This is a genomic window from Mesorhizobium sp. CO1-1-8 (assembly GCF_020164875.1).
Taxonomy (GTDB): Bacteria; Pseudomonadota; Alphaproteobacteria; order Rhizobiales; family Rhizobiaceae; genus Mesorhizobium.
Genome location: NZ_JAIUGZ010000004.1, coordinates 123,868 through 147,939, shown reverse-complemented (window position 1 = coordinate 147,939; position 24,072 = coordinate 123,868). Strand labels below are relative to the sequence as shown.

At 63.8% G+C, this 24,072-nt stretch carries 25 protein-coding genes; 17 read left to right on the top strand and 8 right to left on the bottom strand.

Going from position 1 to position 24,072, the window contains the following annotated elements; translation table 11 throughout:
* Nucleotides 1-7: 7 nt before the first annotated feature.
* On the bottom strand, nucleotides 8-394 hold the full coding sequence (locus LB558_RS09665) for a 5-carboxymethyl-2-hydroxymuconate Delta-isomerase (protein ID WP_224697348.1): 387 nt from the start codon (nucleotides 392-394) through the stop codon (nucleotides 8-10).
* 214 nt (nucleotides 395-608) lie between these two features.
* Between LB558_RS09665 and hpaR the strand changes: the two genes are divergently transcribed.
* On the top strand, nucleotides 609-1,004 hold the full coding sequence (gene hpaR / locus LB558_RS09660) for a homoprotocatechuate degradation operon regulator HpaR (protein ID WP_224697673.1): 396 nt from the start codon (nucleotides 609-611) through the stop codon (nucleotides 1,002-1,004).
* Nucleotides 1,005-1,022: 18 nt separating this feature from the next.
* Here the strand turns inward: hpaR and LB558_RS09655 are convergent, their stop codons facing one another.
* Both LB558_RS09655 and LB558_RS09650 read right to left on the bottom strand, forming a co-directional pair.
* The gene (locus LB558_RS09655; protein ID WP_224697347.1) at nucleotides 1,023-1,532 is read right to left on the bottom strand and encodes a flavin reductase; all 510 of its coding nucleotides are present in this window, start codon (nucleotides 1,530-1,532) and stop codon (nucleotides 1,023-1,025) included.
* Nucleotides 1,533-1,538: 6 nt separating this feature from the next.
* Nucleotides 1,539-3,083: a 4-hydroxyphenylacetate 3-hydroxylase N-terminal domain-containing protein gene (locus LB558_RS09650; RefSeq protein WP_224697346.1), complete on the bottom strand. Its 1,545-nt coding sequence runs from the start codon at nucleotides 3,081-3,083 to the stop codon at nucleotides 1,539-1,541.
* 93 nt (nucleotides 3,084-3,176) lie between these two features.
* Between LB558_RS09650 and LB558_RS09645 the strand changes: the two genes are divergently transcribed.
* From LB558_RS09645 to LB558_RS09570, 16 genes are all read left to right on the top strand, one after another.
* Nucleotides 3,177-4,046, top strand: coding sequence for a helix-turn-helix domain-containing protein (locus LB558_RS09645; protein WP_224697345.1), 870 nt, complete (start codon nucleotides 3,177-3,179; stop codon nucleotides 4,044-4,046).
* Between the two features lie 214 nt (nucleotides 4,047-4,260).
* Nucleotides 4,261-4,749, top strand: coding sequence for a hypothetical protein (locus LB558_RS09640; RefSeq protein WP_224697344.1), 489 nt, complete (start codon nucleotides 4,261-4,263; stop codon nucleotides 4,747-4,749).
* A 175-nt stretch (nucleotides 4,750-4,924) separates the two neighbouring features.
* The gene (locus LB558_RS09635; protein WP_224697343.1) at nucleotides 4,925-6,019 is read left to right on the top strand and encodes a transporter substrate-binding protein; all 1,095 of its coding nucleotides are present in this window, start codon (nucleotides 4,925-4,927) and stop codon (nucleotides 6,017-6,019) included.
* Entirely contained in the window at nucleotides 6,016-6,618 is a 603-nt protein-coding gene (locus tag LB558_RS09630) for an ANTAR domain-containing response regulator (RefSeq protein ID WP_224697342.1), read from the top strand. The genes LB558_RS09635 and LB558_RS09630 overlap by 4 nt, the downstream gene beginning before the upstream one ends.
* A 19-nt stretch (nucleotides 6,619-6,637) precedes the next feature.
* Nucleotides 6,638-7,504, top strand: coding sequence for an ABC transporter permease (locus LB558_RS09625; protein WP_224697672.1), 867 nt, complete (start codon nucleotides 6,638-6,640; stop codon nucleotides 7,502-7,504).
* Nucleotides 7,501-8,421 carry an ABC transporter permease gene (locus tag LB558_RS09620; protein ID WP_224697341.1) on the top strand — a complete coding sequence of 307 codons (921 nt, stop codon included), beginning with the start codon at nucleotides 7,501-7,503 and terminating at the stop codon, nucleotides 8,419-8,421. The genes LB558_RS09625 and LB558_RS09620 overlap by 4 nt, the downstream gene beginning before the upstream one ends.
* 34 nt (nucleotides 8,422-8,455) lie before the next feature.
* The gene (locus tag LB558_RS09615) at nucleotides 8,456-10,099 is read left to right on the top strand and encodes an ABC transporter substrate-binding protein (RefSeq protein WP_224697340.1); all 1,644 of its coding nucleotides are present in this window, start codon (nucleotides 8,456-8,458) and stop codon (nucleotides 10,097-10,099) included.
* Nucleotides 10,089-11,033 carry an acetamidase/formamidase family protein gene (locus tag LB558_RS09610; RefSeq protein ID WP_224697339.1) on the top strand — a complete coding sequence of 315 codons (945 nt, stop codon included), beginning with the start codon at nucleotides 10,089-10,091 and terminating at the stop codon, nucleotides 11,031-11,033. Before LB558_RS09615 ends, LB558_RS09610 begins: the two co-directional genes overlap by 11 nt.
* 85 nt (nucleotides 11,034-11,118) lie before the next feature.
* Nucleotides 11,119-12,885, top strand: coding sequence for an ABC transporter ATP-binding protein (locus tag LB558_RS09605; protein ID WP_224697338.1), 1,767 nt, complete (start codon nucleotides 11,119-11,121; stop codon nucleotides 12,883-12,885).
* A gap of 208 nt (nucleotides 12,886-13,093) precedes the next feature.
* Nucleotides 13,094-14,302: an ABC transporter substrate-binding protein gene (locus LB558_RS09600; RefSeq protein WP_224697337.1), complete on the top strand. Its 1,209-nt coding sequence runs from the start codon at nucleotides 13,094-13,096 to the stop codon at nucleotides 14,300-14,302.
* A 12-nt stretch (nucleotides 14,303-14,314) separates the two neighbouring features.
* Nucleotides 14,315-15,094, top strand: a complete 780-nt coding sequence (locus LB558_RS09595; protein ID WP_224697336.1) for an ABC transporter ATP-binding protein — start codon at nucleotides 14,315-14,317, stop codon at nucleotides 15,092-15,094.
* A complete protein-coding gene (locus LB558_RS09590) occupies nucleotides 15,087-15,797 on the top strand; it encodes an ABC transporter ATP-binding protein (protein WP_224697335.1) in 711 nt (236 codons plus the stop codon). Before LB558_RS09595 ends, LB558_RS09590 begins: the two co-directional genes overlap by 8 nt.
* Nucleotides 15,798-15,804: 7 nt before the next feature.
* The gene (locus LB558_RS09585) at nucleotides 15,805-16,692 is read left to right on the top strand and encodes a branched-chain amino acid ABC transporter permease (protein WP_224697334.1); all 888 of its coding nucleotides are present in this window, start codon (nucleotides 15,805-15,807) and stop codon (nucleotides 16,690-16,692) included.
* 22 nt (nucleotides 16,693-16,714) lie between these two features.
* Complete coding sequence (locus LB558_RS09580; protein WP_224697333.1) at nucleotides 16,715-17,686, top strand: branched-chain amino acid ABC transporter permease; 972 nt, start codon at nucleotides 16,715-16,717, stop codon at nucleotides 17,684-17,686.
* Between the two features lie 98 nt (nucleotides 17,687-17,784).
* On the top strand, nucleotides 17,785-18,432 hold the full coding sequence (locus tag LB558_RS09575) for a class I SAM-dependent methyltransferase (RefSeq protein WP_224697332.1): 648 nt from the start codon (nucleotides 17,785-17,787) through the stop codon (nucleotides 18,430-18,432).
* A 125-nt stretch (nucleotides 18,433-18,557) separates the two neighbouring features.
* Entirely contained in the window at nucleotides 18,558-19,586 is a 1,029-nt protein-coding gene (locus LB558_RS09570; protein ID WP_224697331.1) for an aminopeptidase, read from the top strand.
* A 1-nt stretch (nucleotide 19,587) separates the two neighbouring features.
* On the opposite strand, the gene LB558_RS09565 is transcribed toward LB558_RS09570, so the two are convergent.
* From LB558_RS09565 to LB558_RS09545, 5 genes are all read right to left on the bottom strand, one after another.
* Entirely contained in the window at nucleotides 19,588-20,574 is a 987-nt protein-coding gene (locus tag LB558_RS09565) for a methyltransferase (protein WP_224697330.1), read from the bottom strand.
* A gap of 132 nt (nucleotides 20,575-20,706) precedes the next feature.
* Entirely contained in the window at nucleotides 20,707-20,940 is a 234-nt protein-coding gene (locus LB558_RS09560) for a hypothetical protein (RefSeq protein WP_224697329.1), read from the bottom strand.
* A 181-nt stretch (nucleotides 20,941-21,121) separates the two neighbouring features.
* Nucleotides 21,122-21,526: a VOC family protein gene (locus LB558_RS09555; RefSeq protein ID WP_224697328.1), complete on the bottom strand. Its 405-nt coding sequence runs from the start codon at nucleotides 21,524-21,526 to the stop codon at nucleotides 21,122-21,124.
* Between the two features lie 14 nt (nucleotides 21,527-21,540).
* Nucleotides 21,541-22,521: a 2-dehydropantoate 2-reductase gene (locus tag LB558_RS09550; RefSeq protein WP_224697327.1), complete on the bottom strand. Its 981-nt coding sequence runs from the start codon at nucleotides 22,519-22,521 to the stop codon at nucleotides 21,541-21,543.
* A 2-nt stretch (nucleotides 22,522-22,523) separates the two neighbouring features.
* A complete protein-coding gene (locus LB558_RS09545; protein ID WP_224697326.1) occupies nucleotides 22,524-24,050 on the bottom strand; it encodes an acyl--CoA ligase in 1,527 nt (508 codons plus the stop codon).
* Nucleotides 24,051-24,072: the final 22 nt, after the last annotated feature.

Genomic DNA, 24,072 nt, shown 5'->3' with positions numbered 1-24,072 from the left:
GGTTCCGTCACTTGCCGCGCAGCCGCGGATGGATTGCGTTTTTTTTCCAGCTGAGCACCGGGTCGATTTCCCGGATTTCGAGCGACAGGGCGAAATGCGGGGTCTCGAACAGGGTGGCAAGGTATTCACTCACCGCCGCGAAGACAGCCTCGCCAGTCCGCCTCTTCTCGTCCGGGCTGCGGCCGGCCCCGATGCGAAACGACATGTCGAGGAAAGCGTTTTCCGGCAGGCTGTCGGCCATCGCGTAGGCCTCGGCGCGAAAGGCCCGCACCCGCACGGCGCCGGTCTCGAACAGCCCGGTGTCCAGCACTGTGCGCAACACCAGCGCGCACAATTCGCCCACATCGACCTTGGCACCGAGATTGGCCGAATACTCGATGGAGAAGTGAGGCACGGCGTCTCGTTCCCTGGGTTATTGCTTTGTTGTAGTTAACGCGTTAATTACATGCAGCGCCTACGAAGTCAAGTCTTGCATCGGCCTTGGCGCAACGATACGGGATGGCAGGAACGGGCCCTGGCAGGCGGATTCGGCCGAGGGAGCCTGTTTCGATCGCAAGCGTGGGAGGCTCTTTTTCTTGCTGCCTGAAAACACCCGTCGTTCCCTGCCGATGGCGCTGCTTCATGCCCGCGAAGTGGTGATGGCGCGGTTTCGCCCGATGCTCGCCGCGCATGACGTGACCGAACAGCAATGGCGCGTGCTGCGTGTGCTCAGCGAAGCCGGCCCGGTCGAGGCGACGGAACTTGCCGATCGCGCCTCGGTTTTGCCGCCCAGCCTGACGCGCATCATCAAGGCGCTCGAGGGCCGCAAATTCATCACCCGCAACAAGGCCGAAGGCGACGGCCGCCGCGTCGTGCTGACCATCGCGCCTGCCGGTTCCGCCCTGATCGACGCCCTGTCGCCCGAGCGTCGCGTCATCTATGACGACATCGAACAGCGTTTTGGCCACGAGAAGCTCGAGCAGTTGCTTGACCTTCTGGAGAGCTTGATCGAGGGAGAGAGATGACCCTTTGGCCTGGCGCGGTCACCCGCCAAAGCTGCCAAGCCGCGTCGGCTGCGTGTAATTGCGGTCGACATAGAGCAGCGCCGAGCCACCGCTGCCGTGCCTGACATCGATGACGCGGCCGATCATGACATTGTGCGTGCCGACGACATGCACAGTCTCGATCTCGCAGTCGAAATTGACGATCGCATCCGACAGCGCCGGTGTGCCGGAGGTCAGCGTTTGCCAGCGCGCCGAGGAGTAGCGGGCATCCATGTCCCTGGTTGCGCCGGCGAACTTCCCCGCCAGATGCATGTGGTCATGCGTCAGCACGTTGACGCAGAAGCGCCGGTTGGACAGGAACATGGCGGCCTGCGTCGAGCGCCCATTCATGCACACGAGCAGCGTCGGCGGCTCGTCGGAGACGCTGCACATGGCGGTGGCGGTGAAGCCGCCGCGTCCAGCCGGCCCGTCGGTGGTGACGATGTTGACGGGCGCACAGACCCTCGCCATGGCGTCGCGGAAATCGGTTTTCGAAATCTGCGTGGCCATCTGGTTTCACTCGGCCATTGAGGCAAGCGGGTTGAGCCAGGTATCTCCGGTCCAGCCATTTTCGTCGTAGTCGGCCATGCAGGTGTCGACCAGTTCCTCCATCGCCTTCAGCCGCCCGCCGCGTTCGGCGCCCTTCAGCACCTGCAGCCGTACCTCTTCCGGCGCGCCGGCATAGTTGAGCTCATAGAGCGCGTGGCGGCCGCCGAACTCGGTGCCGGTCGCATCCCACAGCAGCTTCATGATCTTGATGCGTTCGATGTGGCCCATGTCATTGGAGCCGCGCACGTACTGCGCCAGGTATTTGTCGATCGCGGGGTTGTTGAAGTCGCGCACCGACGACGGCAGGTAGATCAGCCCGGAGGCGATCACCCGGCGCACGGTGTCGATGACGCGCGGATAGGCTTCCGACATGAAGGTCCGGTAGGCGAGTGCGGCTTCCAGATTGGGCAGTACCGCGCCATTCGCCCACGGGATCGGGTTGTAGGCCATGGCGTCGGAAAAACTCCAGAACATGTGCCTGAGCGCGATGACCTCGCCAAGTGCCGCCTGGTTGCCGCGGAAGGCATCGCCGCCGGTGGCGCGCAGCGCCTTGGCCAGCAGGCCGGCAAGAAAGTCGAGCTTGACGGCGAAACGCGTGCAGCCCTGGAAACAGTAGCCATGCATGAAGCCGGACGCCGGATGGAAGGACAGGATTTTTTGCGCGTCGCGCAGCACCAGCACGTCCTCCCAGGGGATGAAGACATTGTCGAGCACCAGGATCGCGTCGTTCTCGTCGAAGCGCGACGACAAGGGGTAGTCGAAGGGTGCCGCCACCGTGTTGGCCGTCTGCTCGTAGGAGACGCGGCAGAACATCTTTATCCCCGGCGCATTCATCGGCACGATGAACATCACCGACAGCGACGGATCCTCGGTGACCGTCGCTGAGCCCTGCGCCAGGAAATTGTAATGGGTCAGCGCCGATGACGTCGCCACCACCTTGGCGCCGGAGACATAGATGCCGGCATCAGTCTCCCTGGTGATGTGGACGAAGACGTCCTTCACCTGTTCGGCCGGCTTGTGGCGGTCGATCGGCGGGTTGACGATGGCGTGGTTCATGAACAGTGCTGCTTCCTGCGCACGTTTGTGCCAGGACTGCGCATTGTCCTTGAACGGCCCGTACCAGTCGGCGTTGGCGCCGAGCGTGTTCATCAGCGCCGCCTTGTAGTCGGGGGTGCGCCCCATCCAGCCATAGGACATGCGCGACCACTCCGCGATCGCCGTCTGCTGCGCGGCGAGTTCGCCCGAGGATTTGGCGACGCGGAAATATTTGTGGGTGTAGCCGCCCGAACCGGTGTCGGTGACCGAGGTCAGCGTATCGCGTCGCTTCGGATCATGCAGCGCATCGTAAAGCCGCGCCAGCGAGCGAGCCGAATTGCGCATCGCCGGATGCGTGGTGACATCGGCGATCCGTTCGCCATTGATGTAGACCTCGCGGCCGTCGCGCAGGCTCTCCAGATACTCGGCCCCGGTGAACGGGCGTGCCTTATCAGTGCGGTAGTCTTCCGATCGCATGATATTCCTCCACTTTCGGTAACAACCGTAGCGCCTGGACCAGAGATCGGTTATGGACGGAACGGCAAAACCGATTGGACTTTTTCCGGCGACATGAGCCAGAATTCCATCCCTGATTTCTTCGTCTATGGCGAGCCGGTTCGGCCGCTCGATGTCGGTTTCCTGCATGTCGAGACCGTGCTTGCGCGCAGCAACATCCATCTTGGTCAGGTCGCGGCGCACAAGCACCCGCAGATGGGCCAGATCACTTACTGGACCGGCGGCTCCGGCACCTACCGCATTGAAGACCGGTCTTGGGACTTTTCAGCGCCGGCCGTCAGCTTCGTGCCGAGCACTATCGTGCACGGCTTCTCGATCGGCCCCGGCACCGACGCCATCGTCGTCTCGGTCGCCGATGATGCCCTGGCGGCAATCGCGGCTCACAGCCTGCTGCCGCTGGACCGGCCGGTCTTTGCCGACGGCCTGCCGCGGCACGCGGCGTGGGCCAGATTGGCGGCGGTGCTGGAGATGATCGCCGCCGAATACGCCGAGGCGCAGGCCGGCAATGACAGGGTCCTGCCGGCGCTGATCGCCGTCGCGCTCTCCCACATCGCGCGCCTCAGTCCCGAGACAAAGGATGCCACCGGGTCTTCCGATGCCACACTGGCGCTCGGCCTGCGTCGGGTCGCCGATGCGCATTTCCGCGATAACTGGCCGGTCGACCGCTACGTCGAGGCGCTGGCCACCACGCCGCATCTCCTCGACAAGGCCAGCCGCACGGTGCTGGGCGCCGGCGTCAAGCGGGTCGTCAGCGAACGGCGGCTGCTGGAGGCCAAGCGGCTGCTGCTGTTCACCGTGCGCACGGTCGAGGACATCGCCTATGAAATCGGCTTTGACGACCCGGCGTATTTTTCACGGTTCTTTCGCGCGCGGGTCGGCGAAGCGCCCGCCGCCTGGCGGCGGAAACAGTTGCAGGGCCATTGATCCACCCGCTGGAGGATGCGGCCGTTGCGGCTCGCATCCGGTTTCCGATGGCCGCCCCCCGGCGCGAGCCCGCTTCCCAGCCGGCCATGATGCGGCCATGGCCACTTTTTCGTGAAGCCGCACGGGTTGATCCGATGGCCTGGCCTGTTTGACTAGGTAAAAGGAGCGGCGGGGCGCCACGCAAATTGGCAATCGGGCAAATCCTATAATCGGTATGACATTTTCCTGCATTCGAAAGCTTGCCCTTCCTGTTCTCTTCGTCGGCATCCAGTCTTCCTGCGTCGTTCCCGACGATACGTCGCGTATCGCCAAGCCTGACCCCACTGCGGCGGCTGCCCGCAAGGAGATGGTCGGCCTCAGCGAAGCCGATGTTCGAATGTGCGCCGGGTTTCCGACCGCCACCGCCGACGCTGGCCGATCGGGCCAGATCTGGACCTACAAGCGCATCGTCCAGCGCGGCAATCTCAGCATTGTGGTTCCGACTTTGGCGGTCGGCGCGATCCCGGCGGTCGGCGGCTCCGTCAATGTCGCTCCCGGCGGCTATTGCGACACGCAGATTCGCATGGTCGACGGCCACGTCGCCGAAGTTGCCTATGCCGGCGACAACAATCTGCCGAACAGGCGCGACGCGCTTTGTGTCAGCACGGTGGACGCCTGTGTGACCTATGCCCGCCAACACGGTCGGAGGCCGGCGGCCAGATAGCCGCCGCAGCGAAACGGCGATGGCGGTCATGCAAATGTCGTTGAGGGCTTGACTGACCCGCCGGACCGAATACGCTAGCGCAAAATACCGGCTCTGATCGCCGGGCGGCAAGAATGCCTCGTATGCCTCGCCCTTCCGGTGCTGGCTGCGAGGCATTGTCATTTTGGGGATCTGTTTGAAACGGCGCATCGAGATCGGCATCCTGTATTCCCGCTCGGGGAGCTATCAGCTCGTCTCCGATGCGTGCCGCATCGGCGCCATGCGCGCCATCGCCGACATCAACGCCGATCGCAGCTCAGGCATCGAACTGGTGCCGGTCGAGCGCGATCCGCAAAGCAATGCGGACCGCTACGCAACACTGTGCGAGGATATTTTCAGGACCAGCAGCGCGCGCCATGTCGTCGGCTGCGTCACCTCGTGGAGCCGCAAGGAAACCATTCCGGTTCTGGAGAAAGCCGGGGGCATGCTCTGGTACGCCTGCCCCTATGAGGGCTTCGAGGCCAACGAGCACGTCGTCTACATGCACGCCTGCCCCAACCAGCATCTGGTGCCGCTGATGGCGCATGTCGTGCCGCGCTTCGGCGCCAACGGCTTCCTGCTCGGCTCGAACTATATCTGGGGCTGGGAGATGAACCGCGTCGCGCGCGACCTGATCGCGGATGCCGGCGGCAAGGTGCTGGGCGAACGCTATCTGCGCATCGGCGAGACCGATGTGTCGCGGCTGATCGCGGAGATCCGCGCCACGCGGCCGAACTTCATCCTCAACAATCTGATCGGCACCTCGTCCTACGCCTTCCTGGCGGCCCATCGCGACCTAGGTCACGAAGATGCCGCCTTCAGTCCCGAGACTTGCCCCGTCATCTCCTGCAACCTCACCGAAGGCGAACTGCCGGCGATCGGTGAATCCGGCAAGGGACATCTGTCGGTCGGGCCGTATTTCGCGCCGCGGCCGGCCGCCTTCGCCTCGTCCTTCGAGGCCTCCGCCTATGCCTCCGTGCAAGTGATGGCCGACGTGCTCTCACGCGATGCCGATGCCGGTCCGGCGGAGTTTTCCAAAGCCTTCGCCGAACGGCGTTTCTCCACCCGGCTGGGGCCGATCGCCATCGACGCGCACTCGCAGCACGCGACATTGCCGGTGATCATCGGGCGCATCGCGGACGGCTTCTTCGAGGTCGTCAGCCGCGAAGACGAGGTAGCGCCGGATCCGTATTTGTCGCGCTACGATCCTGCGAAAACATTCGGCCGCCCGCGCCTGAGGGTGGTGTCGTGACGAGAGCCCCACGCATTCCCAACCTCGGCGGCGCCAGGGCGTTTATCCTGCATCGCCCGCATCCGACGGTGCAGGCGATCACCAGGCAATTGTCGGCCATCGGCCTGATTGCGCTGGACTGCTGGCCGGAACTGCCGCCCGAGGCGCTGGCCGCCGATTTCGTCTTCTTCGACGCCGATCTCGGCTTTGACGAGCAATTCCCGTGGAAGCCCGGCGAAGCGCCGATGCCGCTGGTGGCGCTGATCGGTTCCGAGGCGCCGGGCCGCATCGAATGGGCGCTGTCGCACAAGGCCGACGCCCAGTTGCTGAAGCCGGTCGGCAATGCCGGCGTCTACAGCGCACTGCTGATCGCAAGGCAAAGTTTCGAGGCGCGCAAGCATCTGGCCAGCGAGATTGCCTCGCTTCGCCAGCGCGTCGCCGAGCGCCAGACCATCGTGCGCGCGGTAACGGCACTCGCGAAAGGCACCGATGACGGCCGCGCCTATGCGCAGCTTCGCTCGCTGGCGATGAGCTGGCAGATCAGCGTCGAGGATGCCGCGCGCCGGATCGTGGCAATGACGGAAGAAGAAGGCGGCGATGACCAGTCCCATCGCGCCTGACCTCCCGGCTGCCGGGCGCATGCCGGTCAAGCCGCGCGCCGGCGTCTGGCGCCGGCTGGTCAGGCGCCGTCTGGCGCTGCTTGGGCTGGTCATCGTCGCCATTGTCATTGCCGGCGCCGTGCTGGCGCCGTGGCTGACCGGCTATGATCCCAACGAGCAGATGTTCGACGGCCTGACCATCGAGGGCTCGCCCTTGCCGCCGGATGCAAAATTCTGGCTTGGCACCGACCTGCTCGGCCGCGACCTGTTGACCCGTATCCTCTACGGCGCCCGCACCTCGCTGATCATCGGCATCGTCGCCAATGGCGTGGCGCTGTTCATCGGCACTTTGGTCGGCGTCACCGCAGGCTATTTCCGCGGTTGGATCGGCAGCGCGCTGATGCGATTCACCGACCTGATGATGGCGTTTCCAGCGCTGCTGCTCGCCATTTGCCTGGCGGCCGTGTTCGAGCCCAGCCTGTGGATCGTCGCCATGGTCATCGCCCTGGTCAACTGGGTGCAGACCGCGCGCGTCATCTACACCGAGACCTCATCGCTCGCCGAGCGTGAGTTCATCGACGCCGAACGCACCATCGGGGCGAGTGCACCGCGCATCCTGTTTCGTCACATCCTGCCGCATCTGCTGCCGACCATCATCGTCTGGGGTACGCTCGGTATTTCGACCACCGTGCTGCTCGAAGCAACGCTCAGCTTCCTCGGCATCGGTGTGCAGCCGCCGACGGCGTCGTGGGGCAACATCATCTTCGAGAACCAGACCTATTTCCAGGCGGCACCCTGGCTGGTGTTCTTCCCCGGTGCGGCGATCCTGGCGCTGGCGCTGGCCTTCAACCTGATCGGCGACGCGCTGCGCGACATCCTCGATCCGACGCAAAGGGGCCGGGCATGATCGCCTATCTCGGCCGTCGGCTGATCCAGTCGCTGCTGATCCTGCTCGGCGTCTCGCTGATCACGTTTGCGCTGCTCTATCTCCTGCCGGCCGATCCGGTGCGCCAGATCGCCGGTCGCAGTGCCACGCCGCAGACGGTCGAGAATATCCGCCAGCAGCTCGGCCTCGACCAACCCTTCATCGTCCAGTACTGGCGCTATCTCACAAAGCTCGTCAGCGGCGATCTCGGCCGCTCCTACATCCAGCGTTCCGAGGTCACCGAGCTGATCGTCTCGCGGCTGCCGGCCAGCCTGTTGCTGATGGTCGGCGCCATCCTGTGCGAGCTGTTGCTCGGCCTCAGCATGGGCCTGATCGCCGCCGTCAGGCGCGGCACCGCCACTGACCAGACGCTGATGGTCGCCTCCTTCGTCGGCGTCTCGGCGCCGCAATTCGTTGTCGGTCTTTTGCTGCTCTACGTCTTTGCCGTGCGGCTCAGCTGGTTCCCGATCGGCGGCTACGGCACCTGGCGGCATCTGGTGCTGCCGTCGCTGACCATGGGCATCCTCGGCGCCGGCTGGTACGCCCGCATGATGCGCTCATCGATGATCGACGTGCTGCGCCAGGACTATGTCCGCACCGCCCGTGCCAAGGGCCTGGCACGCGGCACGATCCTCTTCCGCCACGCTTTGCCCAACGCCATCCTGCCGGTCATCGCCATGATCGGCATCGACATCGGCATCTTCATGGGCGGCATCGTCGTCGTCGAAAGCGTGTTCGGCTGGCCCGGCATCGGCCAGCTCGCCTGGCAGGCCATCCAGCGCGTCGACATTCCGATCATCATGGGTGTCACGCTGGTGTCGGCCTTCGCCATCGTACTCGGCAATCTGTTGGCCGACATCATCGCACCCTTCATCGACCCCCGCATCAAGCTCAGATGAAATGAAAAACCAAACAGAGAAAGGGAACATAAAAATGAAAAAGTTTCTCGCATCCACGGTAGCGGCATCGGCGCTGGCGCTGATGCTCGGCACGACAAGTGTTCGCGCCGAGGACGCCGTCGATCCGAACGCCAAGCAGGGCGGCGCCATCACCATCACCTACAAGGACGACGTCGCCACGCTCGATCCGGCGATCGGCTATGACTGGCAGAACTGGTCGATGATCAAGAGCCTGTTCGACGGGCTGATGGACTACGAGCCGGGCACCACCAATTTGAAACCCGACCTCGCCGAGAGCTACGAGATTTCGCCCGACGGCAAGACCTTCACCTTCAAGCTGCGCCATGGCGTGAAATTCCACAATGGCCGCGAAATGACCGCCGACGACGTGAAATATTCGCTCGACCGCGTCACCAATCCGAAGACGCAGAGCCCCGGCGCCGGCTTTTTCGGCTCGATCAAAGGCTATGACGATGTCGCCGCCGGCAAGGCCGAGAGCCTCTCCGGCGTCACCGTCGTCGACCCCTACACGGTCAAGTTCGAGTTGACCCGCCCCGACGCCACCTTCCTGCATGTCATGGCCATCAACTTCGCCCATGTCGTGCCGAAGGAAGAGGTCGAGAAATACGGCGCCGATTTCGGCAAGCATCCGGTCGGCACCGGCGCCTTCAAGCTTGCCGAGTGGACGCTCGGCCAGCGCATCGTCTTCGAGCGCAATGCGGACTATTGGCACAAGGGCCTGCCGCATCTGGACAAGATCACCTTCGAGATCGGCCAGGAGCCGATCGTTGCGCTGCTGCGCCTGCAGAAGGGCGAGATCGATGTGCCCGGCGACGGCATTCCGCCGGCAAAATTCCAGGAGGTGATGGCCGATCCCGAGCAGAAGGCGCGCGTCGTCGAAGGCGGCCAACTGCACACCGGCTATGTCACCATGAACACCACCATGGCGCCGTTCGACAATGTGAAGGTGCGCCAGGCGGTCAACATGGCGCTCAACAAGGCGCGCATCATCCAGATCATCAATGGCCGCGCCGTGCCGGCCAACCAGCCGCTGCCGCCGTCGATGCCGGGCTACGACAAGGAATACAAGGGCTACCCCTACGACGTCGCCAAGGCCAAGGCGCTGCTTGCCGAAGCTGGCCATCCCGATGGCTTCGACACGCAATTGTTTGCCATGAACACCGATCCCAACCCGCGCATCGCCCAGGCCATTCAGCAGGATCTGGCGGCCATCGGCATCAAGGCCAGCATCCAGTCGCTGGCGCAGGCCAATGTGATTGCCGCAGGCGGCGACAAGGCCGGCGCACCGATGATCTGGTCCGGCGGCATGGCCTGGATCGCCGACTTCCCGGATCCGTCGAACTTCTACGGCCCGATCCTCGGCTGCGCCGGTGCGGTGCCGGGCGGCTGGAACTGGTCGTGGTATTGCAACAAGGATCTCGACGCCAAGGCGGCCGAGGCCGACTCGGTGGTCGACCCTGCCAAATCAGGCGAACGCGACAAGATGTGGAGCGCCATCTACGACAAGGTGATGGAAGACGCGCCATGGGCTCCGGTCTTCAACGAGCAGCGCTTCACCATGAAATCGGCGCGCATGGGCGGCGCCGACAACCTCTATGTCGACCCGGTTCATATCCCGATCAACTATGACAATGTGTACGTAAAAGATGTGCAATAACTGCGACTATACCATCCACGGGCGCCAACATCATTTCGGCTGGGACAATTCGTTTGCCCCGGCCGAGCGGGTGGCGCCCGGCTCGACCATCGAGTTCCAGTGCCTCGATTCCTCCGGTGGCCAGTTGCAGGCCGACAGCACGGTCGCCGACGTCGCCAAGCTCGACTTCGCCACCGTCAATCCGGTGACCGGGCCGATCTTCGTCGAGGGCGCCGAGCCGGGTGACGCGCTGAAGGTGACGATCGAGATGTTCAAACCGTCCGGCTTCGGCTGGACGGCCAACATTCCGGGCTTTGGGCTGCTCGCCGACGACTTCAAGGAGCCGGCGCTGAACATCTGGAAATACGACGCCGTCTCGCTCGAGCCGGCGCTGTTCGGCAAAAATGCGCGTGTGCCGTTGAAACCCTTCGCCGGCACCATCGGCAACGCGCTGGCGGAAAAGGGCCACCACTCGGTGGTGCCGCCAAGGCGCGTCGGCGGCAATCTCGATATCCGCGATCTCGCCGCCGGCACCACGCTCTATCTGCCGGTGGAAGTGGCGGGCGCGCTGTTCTCGGTCGGCGATACGCATGCCGCACAGGGTGACGGCGAGGTGTGCGGCACGGCGATCGAAAGCCCGATGGACGTCGTGCTCAAGCTCGACCTGGTCAAGGATGCCAGGTTGAAGACACCGCGCTTCACCACGCCGGGCCCGGTGACGCGCCATCTCGACGCCAAGGGCTATGAGGTGACGACCGGCATCGGTCCGGACCTGATGGCGGGCGCCAGGGAGGCGGTCGCGCAGATGGTCGACCTGCTCGCCGGCCGTTACAAGATTGATCCGGTCGAAGCCTACATGCTGGCCTCGGTGTGCGGCGATCTCCGCATCAGCGAGATCGTCGACATGCCGAACTGGGTGGTGTCGTTCTACTTTCCGCGCTGCGTGTTTGAATGAGAGCTTGGCGCCAAGACGCCCCCCTCTGTCCGGCAGGACAGAGGGGGGCGTGCCGGAATAAACCTCTCAGAGCTCTGCCTTTGCAATGACCTCAACCCCCAAACCGATCCTCGATATCGCCAACCTCTCCGTCAGCGTGCGCGGCGAGGATGGCGAGCGCGAGGTCGTCTCCGACCTGTCGCTGACGCTGGCGCGCGGTGAGACGCTCTGCATCGCCGGCGAATCCGGCTCCGGCAAATCGATGACCGCGCTGGCGATCATGCAGCTTCTGCCGCAGCCTGCCGCCCGGATTTCATCCGGCAAGGTCCATCTCGGCGATACAGATCTGACGGCTCTGGACGAGCACCGGATGCGTCGCATCCGCGGCGACCGCATCGCCATGATCTTCCAGGAGCCGATGACATCGCTTAACCCGGTGCTGTCGATCGGCCGGCAGCTGACCGAATCCATCGAGGCGCATACCAGCCTGTCACAAAGCGAGACCCGTCAGCGCGCCATCGAGGCGTTGAAGGCGGTGCGCATTTCGGAAGCCGAAAGCCGGCTAAAGCAGTTTCCGCACGAGCTCTCCGGCGGCATGCGCCAGCGGGTGATGATCGCCATGGCGCTGGCGCTCGAGCCGGATGTGCTGATCGCCGACGAGCCGACAACGGCGCTCGATGTCACCGTGCAAGGCGAAGTGCTGGAGCTGCTGCGCGACCTGCAGCGTCAGCATGGCACCAGCGTCATCCTGATCACCCACGATATGGGCGTGGTCGCCGAAATGGCCGACCGGGTCATCATCATGCGGCATGGCCGCATGGTCGAAGAGGGAAAAACCGCTGACATTTTTGCCAGGCCGCAAGCCGACTACACGCGCGAGCTGCTGGCCGCGGTACCGCGCATCGGCAGCGGCGTCGGCCGTCAGCAATCCAGGGATGCCGAGGCGGCGGCGCCGGCGGCCAATGTCGCCGAGGTCAAGGATCTGCATGTCCGCTTCGACCTGCATGGCGGTTTCTTCGGACGGGTCACCCGTCGCGTTCACGCCGTCGAAGGCGTCAGCTTTTCGATAGCGCCCAACGAGACGCTGGCGCTGGTCGGCGAATCCGGCTGTGGCAAGTCGACCACCGCCAAGGCGCTGGCAGGACTGGTGCCTTACAGCGGCGACATCGCCATTGGCGGGCGCAATCTGTCGGGACTCGGCCGCGACGAACGCAAGGCGGTGCGCCGCGACGTGCAGATGATCTTTCAGGACCCCTACGCCTCATTGGACCCTCGCATGCGCGTCGGCGACCTCGTCGCCGAGCCGCTGCTGATCCATGGCATCGCCTCGAAGGAAGAGCGCCACGCCCGCGTGGCGGCGCTGTTCGAGCGCGTCGGCCTGTCGGCCGATCAGATGGAACTCTATCCGCATGAATTCTCCGGCGGCCAGCGTCAGCGCGTCTGTATCGCACGCGCCCTTGCGCTGCGGCCGAAGCTGATCATCGCCGACGAAAGCGTCTCGGCGCTCGACGTCTCGGTGCAGGCGCGCGTGCTCGATTTGTTGAAGGAGCTGCAGCGCGAATTCGGCGTCGCCTATCTCTTCATCTCACACGACATGGCGGTGGTCGAGAACATCTCCGACCGCGTCGCCGTCATGTATCTCGGCCAGATCGTCGAAATGGGCACGCGCGACCAGGTCTTTTCCAACCCGCGTCATCCCTACACCAGACGGTTGATCGAAGCCGTGCCGGTGCCCGATCCGGGCAAGCGCAGAAGCCGCTTCGCCCGCCTCGACCAGGAAATCCCGAGCGCCACCCGCAGGATCGGCGAGGCGCCGTTGAAACTGGCGCTGAGGGATGTCGGCAACGGCCACCTCGTCGCCGCCGAGGGCTGAGGCAAGTACTGCCGCAGGTCGCGGTTCACGTGTTTGTGTTTCTATCTCGGGCCCAAGGCCGGCGTTCTGTCCCCAAAGCGCATCGCTTCGATCACGAAATCCGGGACGGCCTCTTGCCCTATGTCCCCTTCTTCCTCATGTTCAATACCATTGCAGATGATCGATCGTAGGGGGCGGCCGGATTCATCGTAATGGGAGGAAGTCAACCATGAAGGTAAGCCATTTCGTTTCTGCCGCACTTCTCGTCGCATCCGCATTTCCTGCCTCGGCCGCCGAAATTTCCGACGGCAAGGTCAAGATCGGCATCCTCAACGACCAGTCGGGCGTCTATGCCGATTTCGGCGGCAAGTGGTCGGTCGAGGCGGCCAAGATGGCGGTCGAGGATTTCGGCGGCAAGGTGCAGGGAGCACCGATAGAAATCATCAATGCCGACCACCAGAACAAGCCGGATATCGCCTCCAACATCGCCCGGCAGTGGTATGACACCGAGCAGGTCGATGCCATCATGGAACTGACCACCTCTTCGGTGGCGCTCGCCGTCCAGGGGATTTCCAAGGAAAAGAAGAAGATCGACATCGTCACCGGCGCGGCGACCACGGAGCTGACCGGCAAACAATGCTCGCCCTATGGCTTCCACTGGGCCTATGACACACATTCGCAAGCGGTGGGCACCGGCGGCTCTCTCGTGCAGCAGGGCGGAGACAGCTGGTTCTTCGTCACCGTCGACTATGCATTCGGCTATTCGCTGAAAGAGCAGACCACCAAGTTCGTCGAGAGCCATGGCGGCAAGGTGCTGGGCGAGGTGCGTTATCCCCTCGGGTCGACCGATTATTCGTCCTTCCTGCTGCAGGCGCAATCGTCGGGCGCCAAGGTCATCGGCCTGGCCAATGCCGGCCTCGATACCTCCAACTCGATCAAGCAGGCGGCCGAATTCGGCATCGTGCAGGGCGGTCAGCGTCTTGCCGCACTCCTGTTCACGCTGGCCGAGGTGCATGGGCTTGGCCTTCAAGCGGCGCAGGGCGTCGTGCTGACCGAAGGCTATTACTGGGATCGCGATGACAAGAGCCGCGAATTCGGGCAGCGCTTTTTCAAGCGCACCAACCGCATGCCGAACATGATCCAGGCCGCGACCTATTCGGCGGTGACGCAGTATTTGAAGGCGATCGACAAGGCCGGCACGGACGAGACCGAAGCCGTCGCCAAGCAACTGCATTCGATGCCTGTGGACGACGCGGTGATAACCAACGGCAAGGTGCAGGCGGACGGCAACATGGTCCACGACATGTATCTCTATCAGGTCAAGTCGCCAGCCGAGAGCACCAAGGATTGGGACTACTACAAATACCTCGCCACCATTCCAGGCAAAGAGGCCTTCCTCAGCGAAAAGGAAAGCGGCTGTCCGACGGCCGGCCAGTGATCGGCGCGGCCGATGGCGCCGACTGACCTGAGCGCGAACGAGCCGCCTGTGGTGCTTTCCGCCCGCGGGTTGCGGCGTGACTTTGCCGGCTTCATCGCCGTGAAAAACGTGGATCTGGATGTCCGCCATGGCAACATCCATGCCCTGATCGGACCCAACGGCGCCGGCAAGACGACGGTCTTCAACCTGCTCACCAAGTTCCTGGCGCCAACCGGCGGCAGGATCGAGCTGCTTGGCCACGACATCACCCGCACGTCGCCGGCCAGGGTCGCGCGGATGGGCCTGGTGCGCTCGTTCCAGATATCGGCGATTTTTCCGCACCTCAGCGTGCTCGACAATGTCCGCGTCGCGCTGCAGCGGCCGGGCGGGCTCAGCGTTCAGTTCTGGCGCTCGCTGGCGGCGCTCGACCGGCTGACGCCGCGCGCCGAGGAATTGCTGCGCTCGGTCGGTCTCGACGACGCCAGGAACAGGCTCGCCGGCGACCTTTCCTATGGCAGGAAACGCGTGCTCGAGATCGCCACGACCCTGGCGCTCGATCCGAAAGTGCTGCTGCTGGACGAGCCGATGGCCGGCATGGGGCATGAGGATGTGGCCACCGTTTCCGACCTGATCCGTTCGGTGGCCAGGGATCGCGCCGTGCTGATGGTCGAGCACAATCTGACCGTGGTGGCCGACCTTTGCGACTGGATAACGGTCATGCAGCGCGGCGAGGTGCTGGCCGCCGGCGACTACGCCACGGTCAGCCGCGACGAGCGCGTCAAGATCGCCTATATGGGCACCGCCGATGACTAGTGCCGCACCTCTCCTTGCCGTCAGCGGCCTCAACGCCTGGTATGGCGAGGGCCATGCGCTGCACGGTGTCGATCTGGAAGTGTTTTCCGGCGAGACGGTCACGCTGCTCGGCCGCAACGGCGTCGGCAAGACGACGACGCTGCGCGCCATCATGGGGCTGATCCGCAAGCGGACCGGCCGAATCGCCTTCGACGGCAAGGACCTGATGCGGCTGCCGCTGCACCGCACCGCCCATCAAGGCATCGGCTTCGTGCCGGAGGAACGCGGCATCTTCGCGACGCTGACCGTCGACGAGAATCTGGTGCTGCCGCCGGTCGTCGCCGAGGGCGGCATGAGCGTCGAGGAGATATTCGATCTCTTCCCCAATCTGAAGGAGCGCCGCAACAGCCCCGGCACGAGGCTATCGGGCGGCGAACAGCAGATGCTGGCGATCGCACGCATGCTGCGAACCGGCGTGAAAATGCTGCTTCTCGATGAGCCGACGGAGGGTCTCGCTCCCGTCATCGTACAGCGCATCGGCGCGTTGCTGGCGACGTTGAAAACGCGCGGCATGACGATCCTGCTGGTCGAGCAGAACTTCCGCTTCGCCAGCCGTGTCGCCGATCGTTTCTATCTGATGGAGCACGGCAAGGTGGTGGCAGGGTTTCCGGTCGGTGAACTGCCGGACCGCATGACGCAGCTCCACGAAGTCCTGGGTGTATAATGGCGCCATGACGATGATCTTCGGCATCCCCGTGCAGGCATTCCTCGGCCAGTTGCTGGTCGGCCTGATCAACGGCTCGTTCTACGCCATGCTGAGCCTCGGGCTGGCCGTCATATTCGGCTTGCTGCGCGTCATCAATTTCGCTCATGGCGCCCAGTATATGCTCGGCGCCTTCGTCGGCTATCTGCTTCTCACCCATCTCGGCATCGGTTACTGGCCGGCACTGATCCTTGCGCCGCTGATCGTCGGTGTCTTCGGCATCGTGATCGAGCGCTTGGCGCTGTCGAGGCTGTACGATCTCGATCCGCTCTACGGCCTGCTCTTCACCTTCGGCCTCGCGCTCGTGCTCGAAGGCATCTTCCGCTACTATTACGGCGTCTCGGGAAACCCCTACGCCGTGCCGCCGCTGCTTGCCGGAGGCACCAATCTCGGCTTCATGTTCCTGCCCAACTATCGCGGCTGGGTCGTGGTCGCCTCGCTGATCGTCTGCTTCGGCACCTGGGCACTGATCGAGAAGACCAGGCTGGGGTCCTATTTGCGCGCGGCAACGGAGAATCCCCGTCTCGTCCAGGCTTTCGGCGTCAACGTGCCGTTGCTGCTGACCCTGACCTATGGTCTGGGCTCCGCGCTGGCCGGGCTTGCCGGAATTCTGGCGGCACCGATCTACCAGGTGAGCCCGCTTATGGGATCGGATCTCATCATCGTCGTCTTCGCGGTCGTCGTGGTCGGCGGCATGGGATCGATCCTCGGCGCGATCGTCACCGGCTATATGCTTGGCCTTGCCGAAGGCCTGACCAAGGTCTTCTACCCCGAGGCCTCCAACCTCGTGGTCTTCGTCATCATGGCCATCGTGCTTCTGGTTCGGCCCGCCGGCCTGTTCGGAAGGGACGCCTGACATGTCGGAAGGGACATCTGACATGTCGGAACTGACGCTTCGCGAGGCATCGGCCAAAACCTCGGCACGGCTTGAATGGACACTGGTCGGGCTCGGCATCCTGGCGCTGCTGGTGGCGCCTTTCCTGGTCTATCCGATCTTCCTGATGAAGATGCTGTGCTTCGCGCTGTTTGCCTGCGCGTTCAATCTCCTGCTTGGCTATACCGGGCTGCTGTCGTTCGGCCACGCCACCTTCTTCGGCGGCGCCGCCTATTTCACCGCGCATGCCGTCAAGGTCTGGGGCTGGCCGCCGGAGGCCGGCATCCTGCTCGGCATGGCGGGTGCGGCCCTGCTCGGCCTAGTCATGGGCTTTTTCGCCATTCGCCGGCAAGGCATCTATTTCGCCATGATCACTCTGGCGCTGTCGCAGATGTTTTTCTTCTTCTGCGTACAGGCGCCCTTCACGCAAGGCGAGGACGGCATTCAGGGCGTGCCGCGCGGCATGCTGCTTGGCGTCCTCGACCTGAACGTGTCGCTGAACATATATTATTTCGTGTTGGCGGTGTTCCTGATCGGCGTCTTCGCCATCTGGCGCATCGTCAATTCGCCGTTCGGCATGATCCTGCGCTCGATCCGCGAAAACGAGAACCGCGCCATTTCGCTGGGCTATTCCGTCGCCAACTACAAGCTGGGCGCTTTCGTCATGTCGGCGGCGTTGGCCGGGCTGGCCGGCTCGCTCAAGGCGATCGTCTTCCAGTTCGCCACGCTCACCGACGTCACCTGGCAGATGTCGGGCGAGGTGATCCTGATGACGCTTCTCGGCGGCATCGGTACGATGGTCGGGCCGATCATCGGCGCCAGCCTGGTCATCGGGCTGGAAAACACGCTTGCCACCTCCGGCTTTCCGGTGACCATCGCCACCGGCCTCATCTTCATGGTGTGCGTGCTCGTCTTCCGGCGCGGCATCGTCGGCGAATTTTATGCGCGGGTTTTCAAGCGGGCGGGCAGGGACTGATCAGTTCAAGCTAGCGCCCGAATACCTGAACCGCTCGATTGCCCGGTTGCGTTTAGCTGTGCCATGTAAGGAGTTCGGAATCCGGAGGCCGCACGCCAATGTTGGACAACTACGCGGTGGACGGGTTTGGCGTGATCCACCAGGTCGACTCCAAACCGATCAAATACGACAAGCAATACATTTCCTATTACGAGGACTTGAGTGACCGGACTATCAAGCTCGGATATCAGCGACTCGGCTGGATGCTGGGAATAACCGGCGAGGTTCCTCGGTCCGTGCTGGAGATCGGATATGGCACCGGGACATTCATCGAAGCCGCGAAAATAGCCGGGGTCGCCGACTGCGCCGGCTGCGACATAACCAGGTTTCCGCTGCCCAAGGGCGTCCGCTTCGTCGATTGGGACGAGGCGCTCGCCAGCTCGTGGGATCTCGTCGCCATGTTCGACGTGCTTGAGCACATCCCGGATTTGGGGTTCCTCGCCCGGCTTAAGGCCCGCTACCTTGCCGTCGCCGTCCCTTATTGCCGCTGGCGCGAACTCGGCGCCGACGGCGACGCGTGGTTCCGGACGTGGCGTATGCGTCTTCCCGACGAGCACCTCCACCACTTCGACCGTGACTCGCTGGTGGCACTCCTCGCACACAGCGGCTTCGAATGCGTGACGCTGAACTGCTTCGAGGATGGGATCAGACTGCGGCCCGGTGAAGCAGGTCCGAATATTCTGTCCGGATTCTTTAGAAAGCTATAGACCTCGATCAAATCGATGCGACTGCTTGGGACCTGGGGGGCAATCGCGACAACAGTCCGATCGGTACGGTGGAGCACTGCTGTGGGCAAATCGTGATGCGCGCATTCTTTCGATTGGTTGCGGTTATGACCGTGCTGTCCGGCGTGACCGGCTGCACCAGTGTTTCCTACTACGCGCAGTCCGTGAAGGGTCATCTGCGGATCATGACGGCGCGCCAGGATGTCGGAAAGCTGATCGAGGATCCTTCGACGCCGAAGGCATTGCGCGCCCGAATGGCATCGGCGAGCGCCATACGACAGTTCGCAACGGATGAACTGGCGCTGCCCGACAACAACAGCTACCGCAGCTATGTCGACATTGGTCGGGATTCGGTGACATGGGCCGTCTTCGCCGCGCCGGCATTTTCGCTGACGCCGCGAACATGGTGTTTTCCTGTTTTCGGCTGCGTTCCCTACCGGGGATATTTCTCCAGGAAGTCCGCGGCTGAAACCGCTGTCGAACTTCAAGGACAGGGCATGGACGTCTATGTGACGGGCATCACTGCATATTCCACGCTTGGCTGGTCAAGTGACCCGCTGCTAAGCACGATGTTCAGCGAGGATAAAACCTATCTTGCAGGGCTGATTTTCCATGAACTGGCCCACCAGCGCGTCTACGTGCACGACGATTCCGCATTCAACGAGTCGTTCGCTGTCGCCGTTGAAACGACCGGCGTGAGAAAATGGCTGCGCGCGGCTGGCGATACCGCCGCATTGCGCCGTTACGAAGCCGCCCGGAGACGCAAGGCTGAATTTCTCGCGCTGGTGTCGCGGACCCAGGACGAGTTGGCGCAAGTCTATTCCAACGCCGGCACCTCGGAGCAAAAGCTGGCCGCAAAGACGGCCGCGATTGAACGGCTGCGGATGCGCTACCGACACAGGCGCGACAGGCGCTGGGGCCGATACCGGGGATACGATGCCTGGTTCGCGTCCCCAATCAACAATGCAAAGCTCGCCGCGACTTCCGTCTATAGCGATCGGGTGACCGCGTTTCTCCGCCTGTTCGACTTGTGTTCGGGCGACTATGTCAGGTTCTATGCGTCGGTCCGGCGGATTGGCGCACTGGACGAAGCTCACCGTGCCGAAGCACTTGCGGCGGCAGATCGCTGTTATTGAGTCAGCCCGGGAGGCGTCCACGGAACAACGTGCAGCCGTCCGTCAGGCGCGACCTGGAGATATCCCTGAATCCAGCCTCGGTCATCCACGCACGATACTGACCTTCCGTGTACGATTCGCCATGGCGATAGAGGTTCAAGAAGGTGAGATTCAAAAAGACACCCTCAGGCGGGCCGAGACGGTCGTCATCGACGACACCCCACCCAGCAATTGCAATCTCGCCGCCTTGTGTGAGGCAACGCGCCGCGTTCAGGATCGAATTGCGCGCCTGGTCCCGCGGAAGCACCTGGACGACGGCCTTCAGGATCGCCAGATCGTGCCGACCGACCGATGGCGCGACGGTTATGTCCCCCTCTTCGACAACCACGTCGTCGGCACCGTATTCCGATAGGATAGCTGGCGCGACCGCTGCGACCGTTGGGAGTTCCATCAGTGTCGCCGCAATGTGCGGCCACCGCTCGCGAAGCCCAACCAGTATGGTCCCGGCGCCTCCGCCGATGTCGATCACCGAGCCGACCGCCGAGAGGTCCATCTCCCGGGCCAGATTTCGGCCGAAAATCACCCCGCCCGGCGCGAGCATGCGGCTGAAGGCCGCCGCGGACTCAGGTCCCGCATTGGAAAAGTCGTGCAGCGCGGCCGGCCGGTTCTGTCGCAGCGACTCCGCGGTCAAAAGGTCGGCTCCCCAGAGCTCGCGCAGCAGCGCATGATCACCGCCGCGATAGGTCGGCTTGGACGCGTCGAGGAACTCCGACGCTTCGGCTCCGTTGCGAAATTGACCATCGTCGACTTCGAGGAGACCGATGCTGGCGAGCGCGTAGAGGAGCCGCGACAGACGATCGGGTTCGACTTGGAGCGCCGCCCCGAGGCTGTCAGCAGTCACAGCACTTTCACCGAGCCGGGTGAAGATGCCAAGGTCCAATCCGGCGCGAAGCGCCAAGGCGGGGGGCACCGCTGCGATCAGCTTGTCGATCCGGTCGAAATCCACCATGTCACATCCCCCTCCGCGATCCGGGACAAGTCATTATTTCGAGCGACCGACATGCGGCGCAGTCCCGACGTCCAGATGGCGACGGACTGACCGAGACCTCCCAACGGTGCCGCTGAGATCGCCCGCGCGGTTTTACTGGTCCGAAAACCTCACGCTCACGCCGCGCTGCCGAAAATAAGCCTGCATCAACTTGCGGCCCGAGCGGTTGTTCTGCGCCAGTTTGGTCGGATCGAACACCGCCTGTTTCATCCCCTCTCGTGTCAGCGCCGCCTTAAGCGTCGCGATATGTGCGTCGATGTCGGCATTGTCCGCCCGGAGCGAGGCATAAATGCTCTCGGTCGCCTCGGCCACGGTCAGTTCGCTCATTGGTCTCGTCCTTTGGTTGGTTGGGCGCTTAGCACAGATTCGCGGTCCGCCGATACCGAGACCGTCAGTACACAGCGCCCGTCGTGAAAGCGAACCGTTCCTTAGAGCAGTTCACCGTTTCACAGAAACGGCGAACTGCTCTAACTCTTTGTTTTGACGCAATTCTAGACGGAAAACCGCTTCACAGTTTTCCTAGAATTGCGCTAGGGGCTTCGTAGAGTTCCAGCGGCAATCCATCCGGGTCTCTGAAAAAGGTAAACCGTTGGTCTGTATATGGGTCGATCCGGATTGGCTCAACGGCAACGCCTGAGGCTTCCAGGCGCATAATTACGGTATCAAGATTAGGCACCGCAAACGCCAGATGCCTCAGGCCTGTCGCCTCTGGATGGGACGGCCGCATCGCCGGTGCAGGGAAGGAGAACAATTCCAGTTGGGCCGATCCGATCCGCAAATCCGCCTTCCATGACTGCCGCTCCTCCCGATAGACTTCCCGGATCAGATCGAGGCCGAGGAGGTCGACGTAGAACCGTCGCGACCGATCGTAGTCGGTGCAGATCAGCGCGACGTGGTGAATGGCGTTCAGCATGCTGCTAACTCCAGTCACCCATAACACCCGCGCTCCACCGCCAGCCGCCGCACCAGCGCCAGCACGGCATCGATGGTCGGCGTCGGCTTGTCCGTCAGGCGGCCAAGTTCCTGCACCGCGCTCACCAGCGCGTCGATCTCCATCGGCCGGCCGCGCTCCAGGTCCTGCAGCATCGAGGTCTTGTGTTCGCCGACATCGCCGGCGCCCTTGATGCGCCGGTCGACCGCTATGGGAAAACGCACGCCGAGGCTTTCGCCGATCGCCTGCGCCTCCAGCATCATGCTGCGGGCAAGCGTGCGGGTGCCCTCGTCGGCAACGATCGCGGCCAGCGTGCTGCCGGTCAGCGCCGAGATCGGGTTGAAGGAGAGATTGCCCCACAACTTCACCCAGATTTCGCTGCGGATATCGTCGCGCACCGGCACCTGCAAGCCGGCCTTGACCATCTCCTCGGCCAGAAGCGTGACCCGTTCGCTGCGCTCGCCGGAGGGCTCGCCGAGCGAGAAGCGCTTGCCCTCGACATGGCGGATGAGGCCTGGCGCATCGACCTCGACGGCGGGATAGACGACCGAGCCGATGACGCGCTCCGGTCCGATCCGCTGCCAGATCGCGCCGCCGGGATCGACCGCGCTCAGCCTTGTGCCTTCGAGCGGCCCGCCGACGCCGTGGAAATACCACCACGGCACGCCGTTCTGCATGGTGACGACGGCGGTGTGTTCGCCGAGCAGCGGCGCGATCTGGTCAAGGGCCGGGGTGAGGGAATGGGCCTTCAGCGCCAGCACGACATAGTCCTGGACGCCAAGCTCGTCAGCCTTGGTGGCGGCCCGGACGGGGACGGACGTCTCTTGGCCATCCTCGATCAGGCGCAGGCCATCTGCCTTGATCGCTTCCAGATGCGCGCCGCGCGCCACGATCGAAAGATCGGACCGCCCAGTGATCGCCAGCTTGGCCGCGAGATAGCCGCCGATCGCGCCGGCGCCGAAGATGGTGATCTTCATCGTCAAAGTCCGAGTTTGGCGGCAAGGCCGATGCGCTGCAATTTGCCGGTCGCGCCCTTGGGGATCTCGTCCAGGATCAGGATCTTGCGCGGCACCTTGAAGTCGGCAAGCCGCGTCGCGGCATAGGTGCGGATGTCGCCCTCGGTGGCACTGTTGCCTTCGCGCAGCACAACCGCCGCCGCCACCTCCTCGCCAAGCTTGTCATGCGGCATGGCGAAAGTGACGACCTGCGCCACCGCCGGATGATCCATCAGCACATCGTCGACCTCGAGCGGCGAAATCTTTTCGCCACCGCGATTGATGATCTCCTTGAGCCGTCCGGTGACCCTGAGATAGCCGTCCTCGTCCAGCACGCCCTGATCGCCGGTGTGGAACCAGCCATGCGCGAAGGCGGTGGCATTGGCATCCGGGTTCTTCTCGTAACCCGCCGTGACGTTGGGTCCGCGGATGACAATCTCGCCGGTCTCGCCGGGTTCGAGCAGCCGCCCGTCAGGCGCCATGACAGCCACGTCCGGGCCGGCGGAGGCACCGACGCTGCCGGGCTTGCGCTGGCCCGGCGGCAGCCGGTTCGATGCCATCTGGTGGGCGGCCTCGGTCATCCCGTAGGATTCGATCACCGGGCAGCCGAAGGTCGCCTCCAGTTCGGCCATCACTTGCGCCGGCAGCGATGCCGAGGACGAGCGGATGAAGCGCAGACGCGCCGCCGCCAGCGCCTCGGTGTTGCGCGCCGCCCTGGGCAGGATCGCCTGATGCATGGTCGGCACCGCCGTGTACCAGCTCGGCTGCGCCTCGCTCAGCCACTGGAAGAAGCGCAGCCCGTTGAAGCCCGGCGTGCAATAGATGCTGCCGCCGGCAGCCAGTGACGACAGCACGGCCGCGATCAGACCGTGAATGTGGAACAGCGGCATGATGTTGAGACAACGGTCATCGGCCGTTAGCTGAAGCGTCGCGCCGATATGGGCTGATGAGGCCGCGATGTTGGCATGGCTGAGCGGCACCAGCTTTGGACGCGATGTTGTGCCGGAGGTGTGCAGCAACAGTGCGATGTCGCTGTCTTGCGCCATGTCGGGCGCTGCCTGCGGTCCGATCGCCGCACCCTCGATCGTGAAGCTGCCGGCCGGTGTGTCCGGCTGCACGACAAGCCGCAGTACGCCGATGCCGAGCCGCTCGGCCACCGTCACCGCCGGTCCGGTCTCGCCCTCCGCGACAAGGATCGCCTTGGCACCGATGTCGGTTAGGTAGAAATCGAGCTCGTCGGCCCGGTAGGCGGGGTTGAGCGGCGCCGTCGAGGCGGCGGCCGCGACCGCGACGAAGGCGGTGGCCATCTCGGGCCCGTTCGGCAGCACGATCGCCACCCTGTCGCCCCGGCCGATACCCCGCGCATGCAGCTGTTCGGCCGTGGTAGCGATCAGGCTGCGCAGTCCGCCATGGCTGAGCGTCGCCCTGTCGGGTGCCAGAATGGCGGGCGCATCGTCGACACCGGCGGCAAGACGGCGGGAGAGATCTGCGTGGGTTTCAGTTTGGGTCATGGTCACCGGCTGGATTTCGAAC

Coding starts and splice junctions, on each gene's coding strand:
- LB558_RS09555 (WP_224697328.1), bottom strand. CDS start 21,526: ATGCTGAACGCCATTCACCACGTCGCGCTGATCTGCACCGACTACGAT.
- LB558_RS09570 (WP_224697331.1), top strand. CDS start 18,558: ATGACCGTGCTGTCCGGCGTGACCGGCTGCACCAGTGTTTCCTACTAC.
- LB558_RS09620 (WP_224697341.1), top strand. CDS start 7,501: ATGATCGCCTATCTCGGCCGTCGGCTGATCCAGTCGCTGCTGATCCTG.
- LB558_RS09560 (WP_224697329.1), bottom strand. CDS start 20,940: ATGAGCGAACTGACCGTGGCCGAGGCGACCGAGAGCATTTATGCCTCG.
- LB558_RS09580 (WP_224697333.1), top strand. CDS start 16,715: ATGTCGGAACTGACGCTTCGCGAGGCATCGGCCAAAACCTCGGCACGG.
- LB558_RS09625 (WP_224697672.1), top strand. CDS start 6,638: ATGCCGGTCAAGCCGCGCGCCGGCGTCTGGCGCCGGCTGGTCAGGCGC.
- LB558_RS09590 (WP_224697335.1), top strand. CDS start 15,087: ATGACTAGTGCCGCACCTCTCCTTGCCGTCAGCGGCCTCAACGCCTGG.
- LB558_RS09655 (WP_224697347.1), bottom strand. CDS start 1,532: ATGGCCACGCAGATTTCGAAAACCGATTTCCGCGACGCCATGGCGAGG.
- LB558_RS09595 (WP_224697336.1), top strand. CDS start 14,315: ATGGCGCCGACTGACCTGAGCGCGAACGAGCCGCCTGTGGTGCTTTCC.
- hpaR (WP_224697673.1), top strand. CDS start 609: ATGGCGCTGCTTCATGCCCGCGAAGTGGTGATGGCGCGGTTTCGCCCG.
- LB558_RS09585 (WP_224697334.1), top strand. CDS start 15,805: ATGACGATGATCTTCGGCATCCCCGTGCAGGCATTCCTCGGCCAGTTG.
- LB558_RS09645 (WP_224697345.1), top strand. CDS start 3,177: ATGAGCCAGAATTCCATCCCTGATTTCTTCGTCTATGGCGAGCCGGTT.
- LB558_RS09575 (WP_224697332.1), top strand. CDS start 17,785: ATGTTGGACAACTACGCGGTGGACGGGTTTGGCGTGATCCACCAGGTC.
- LB558_RS09605 (WP_224697338.1), top strand. CDS start 11,119: ATGACCTCAACCCCCAAACCGATCCTCGATATCGCCAACCTCTCCGTC.
- LB558_RS09640 (WP_224697344.1), top strand. CDS start 4,261: ATGACATTTTCCTGCATTCGAAAGCTTGCCCTTCCTGTTCTCTTCGTC.
- LB558_RS09550 (WP_224697327.1), bottom strand. CDS start 22,521: ATGAAGATCACCATCTTCGGCGCCGGCGCGATCGGCGGCTATCTCGCG.
- LB558_RS09610 (WP_224697339.1), top strand. CDS start 10,089: ATGTGCAATAACTGCGACTATACCATCCACGGGCGCCAACATCATTTC.
- LB558_RS09600 (WP_224697337.1), top strand. CDS start 13,094: ATGAAGGTAAGCCATTTCGTTTCTGCCGCACTTCTCGTCGCATCCGCA.
- LB558_RS09565 (WP_224697330.1), bottom strand. CDS start 20,574: ATGGTGGATTTCGACCGGATCGACAAGCTGATCGCAGCGGTGCCCCCC.
- LB558_RS09615 (WP_224697340.1), top strand. CDS start 8,456: ATGAAAAAGTTTCTCGCATCCACGGTAGCGGCATCGGCGCTGGCGCTG.
- LB558_RS09545 (WP_224697326.1), bottom strand. CDS start 24,050: ATGACCCAAACTGAAACCCACGCAGATCTCTCCCGCCGTCTTGCCGCC.
- LB558_RS09650 (WP_224697346.1), bottom strand. CDS start 3,083: ATGCGATCGGAAGACTACCGCACTGATAAGGCACGCCCGTTCACCGGG.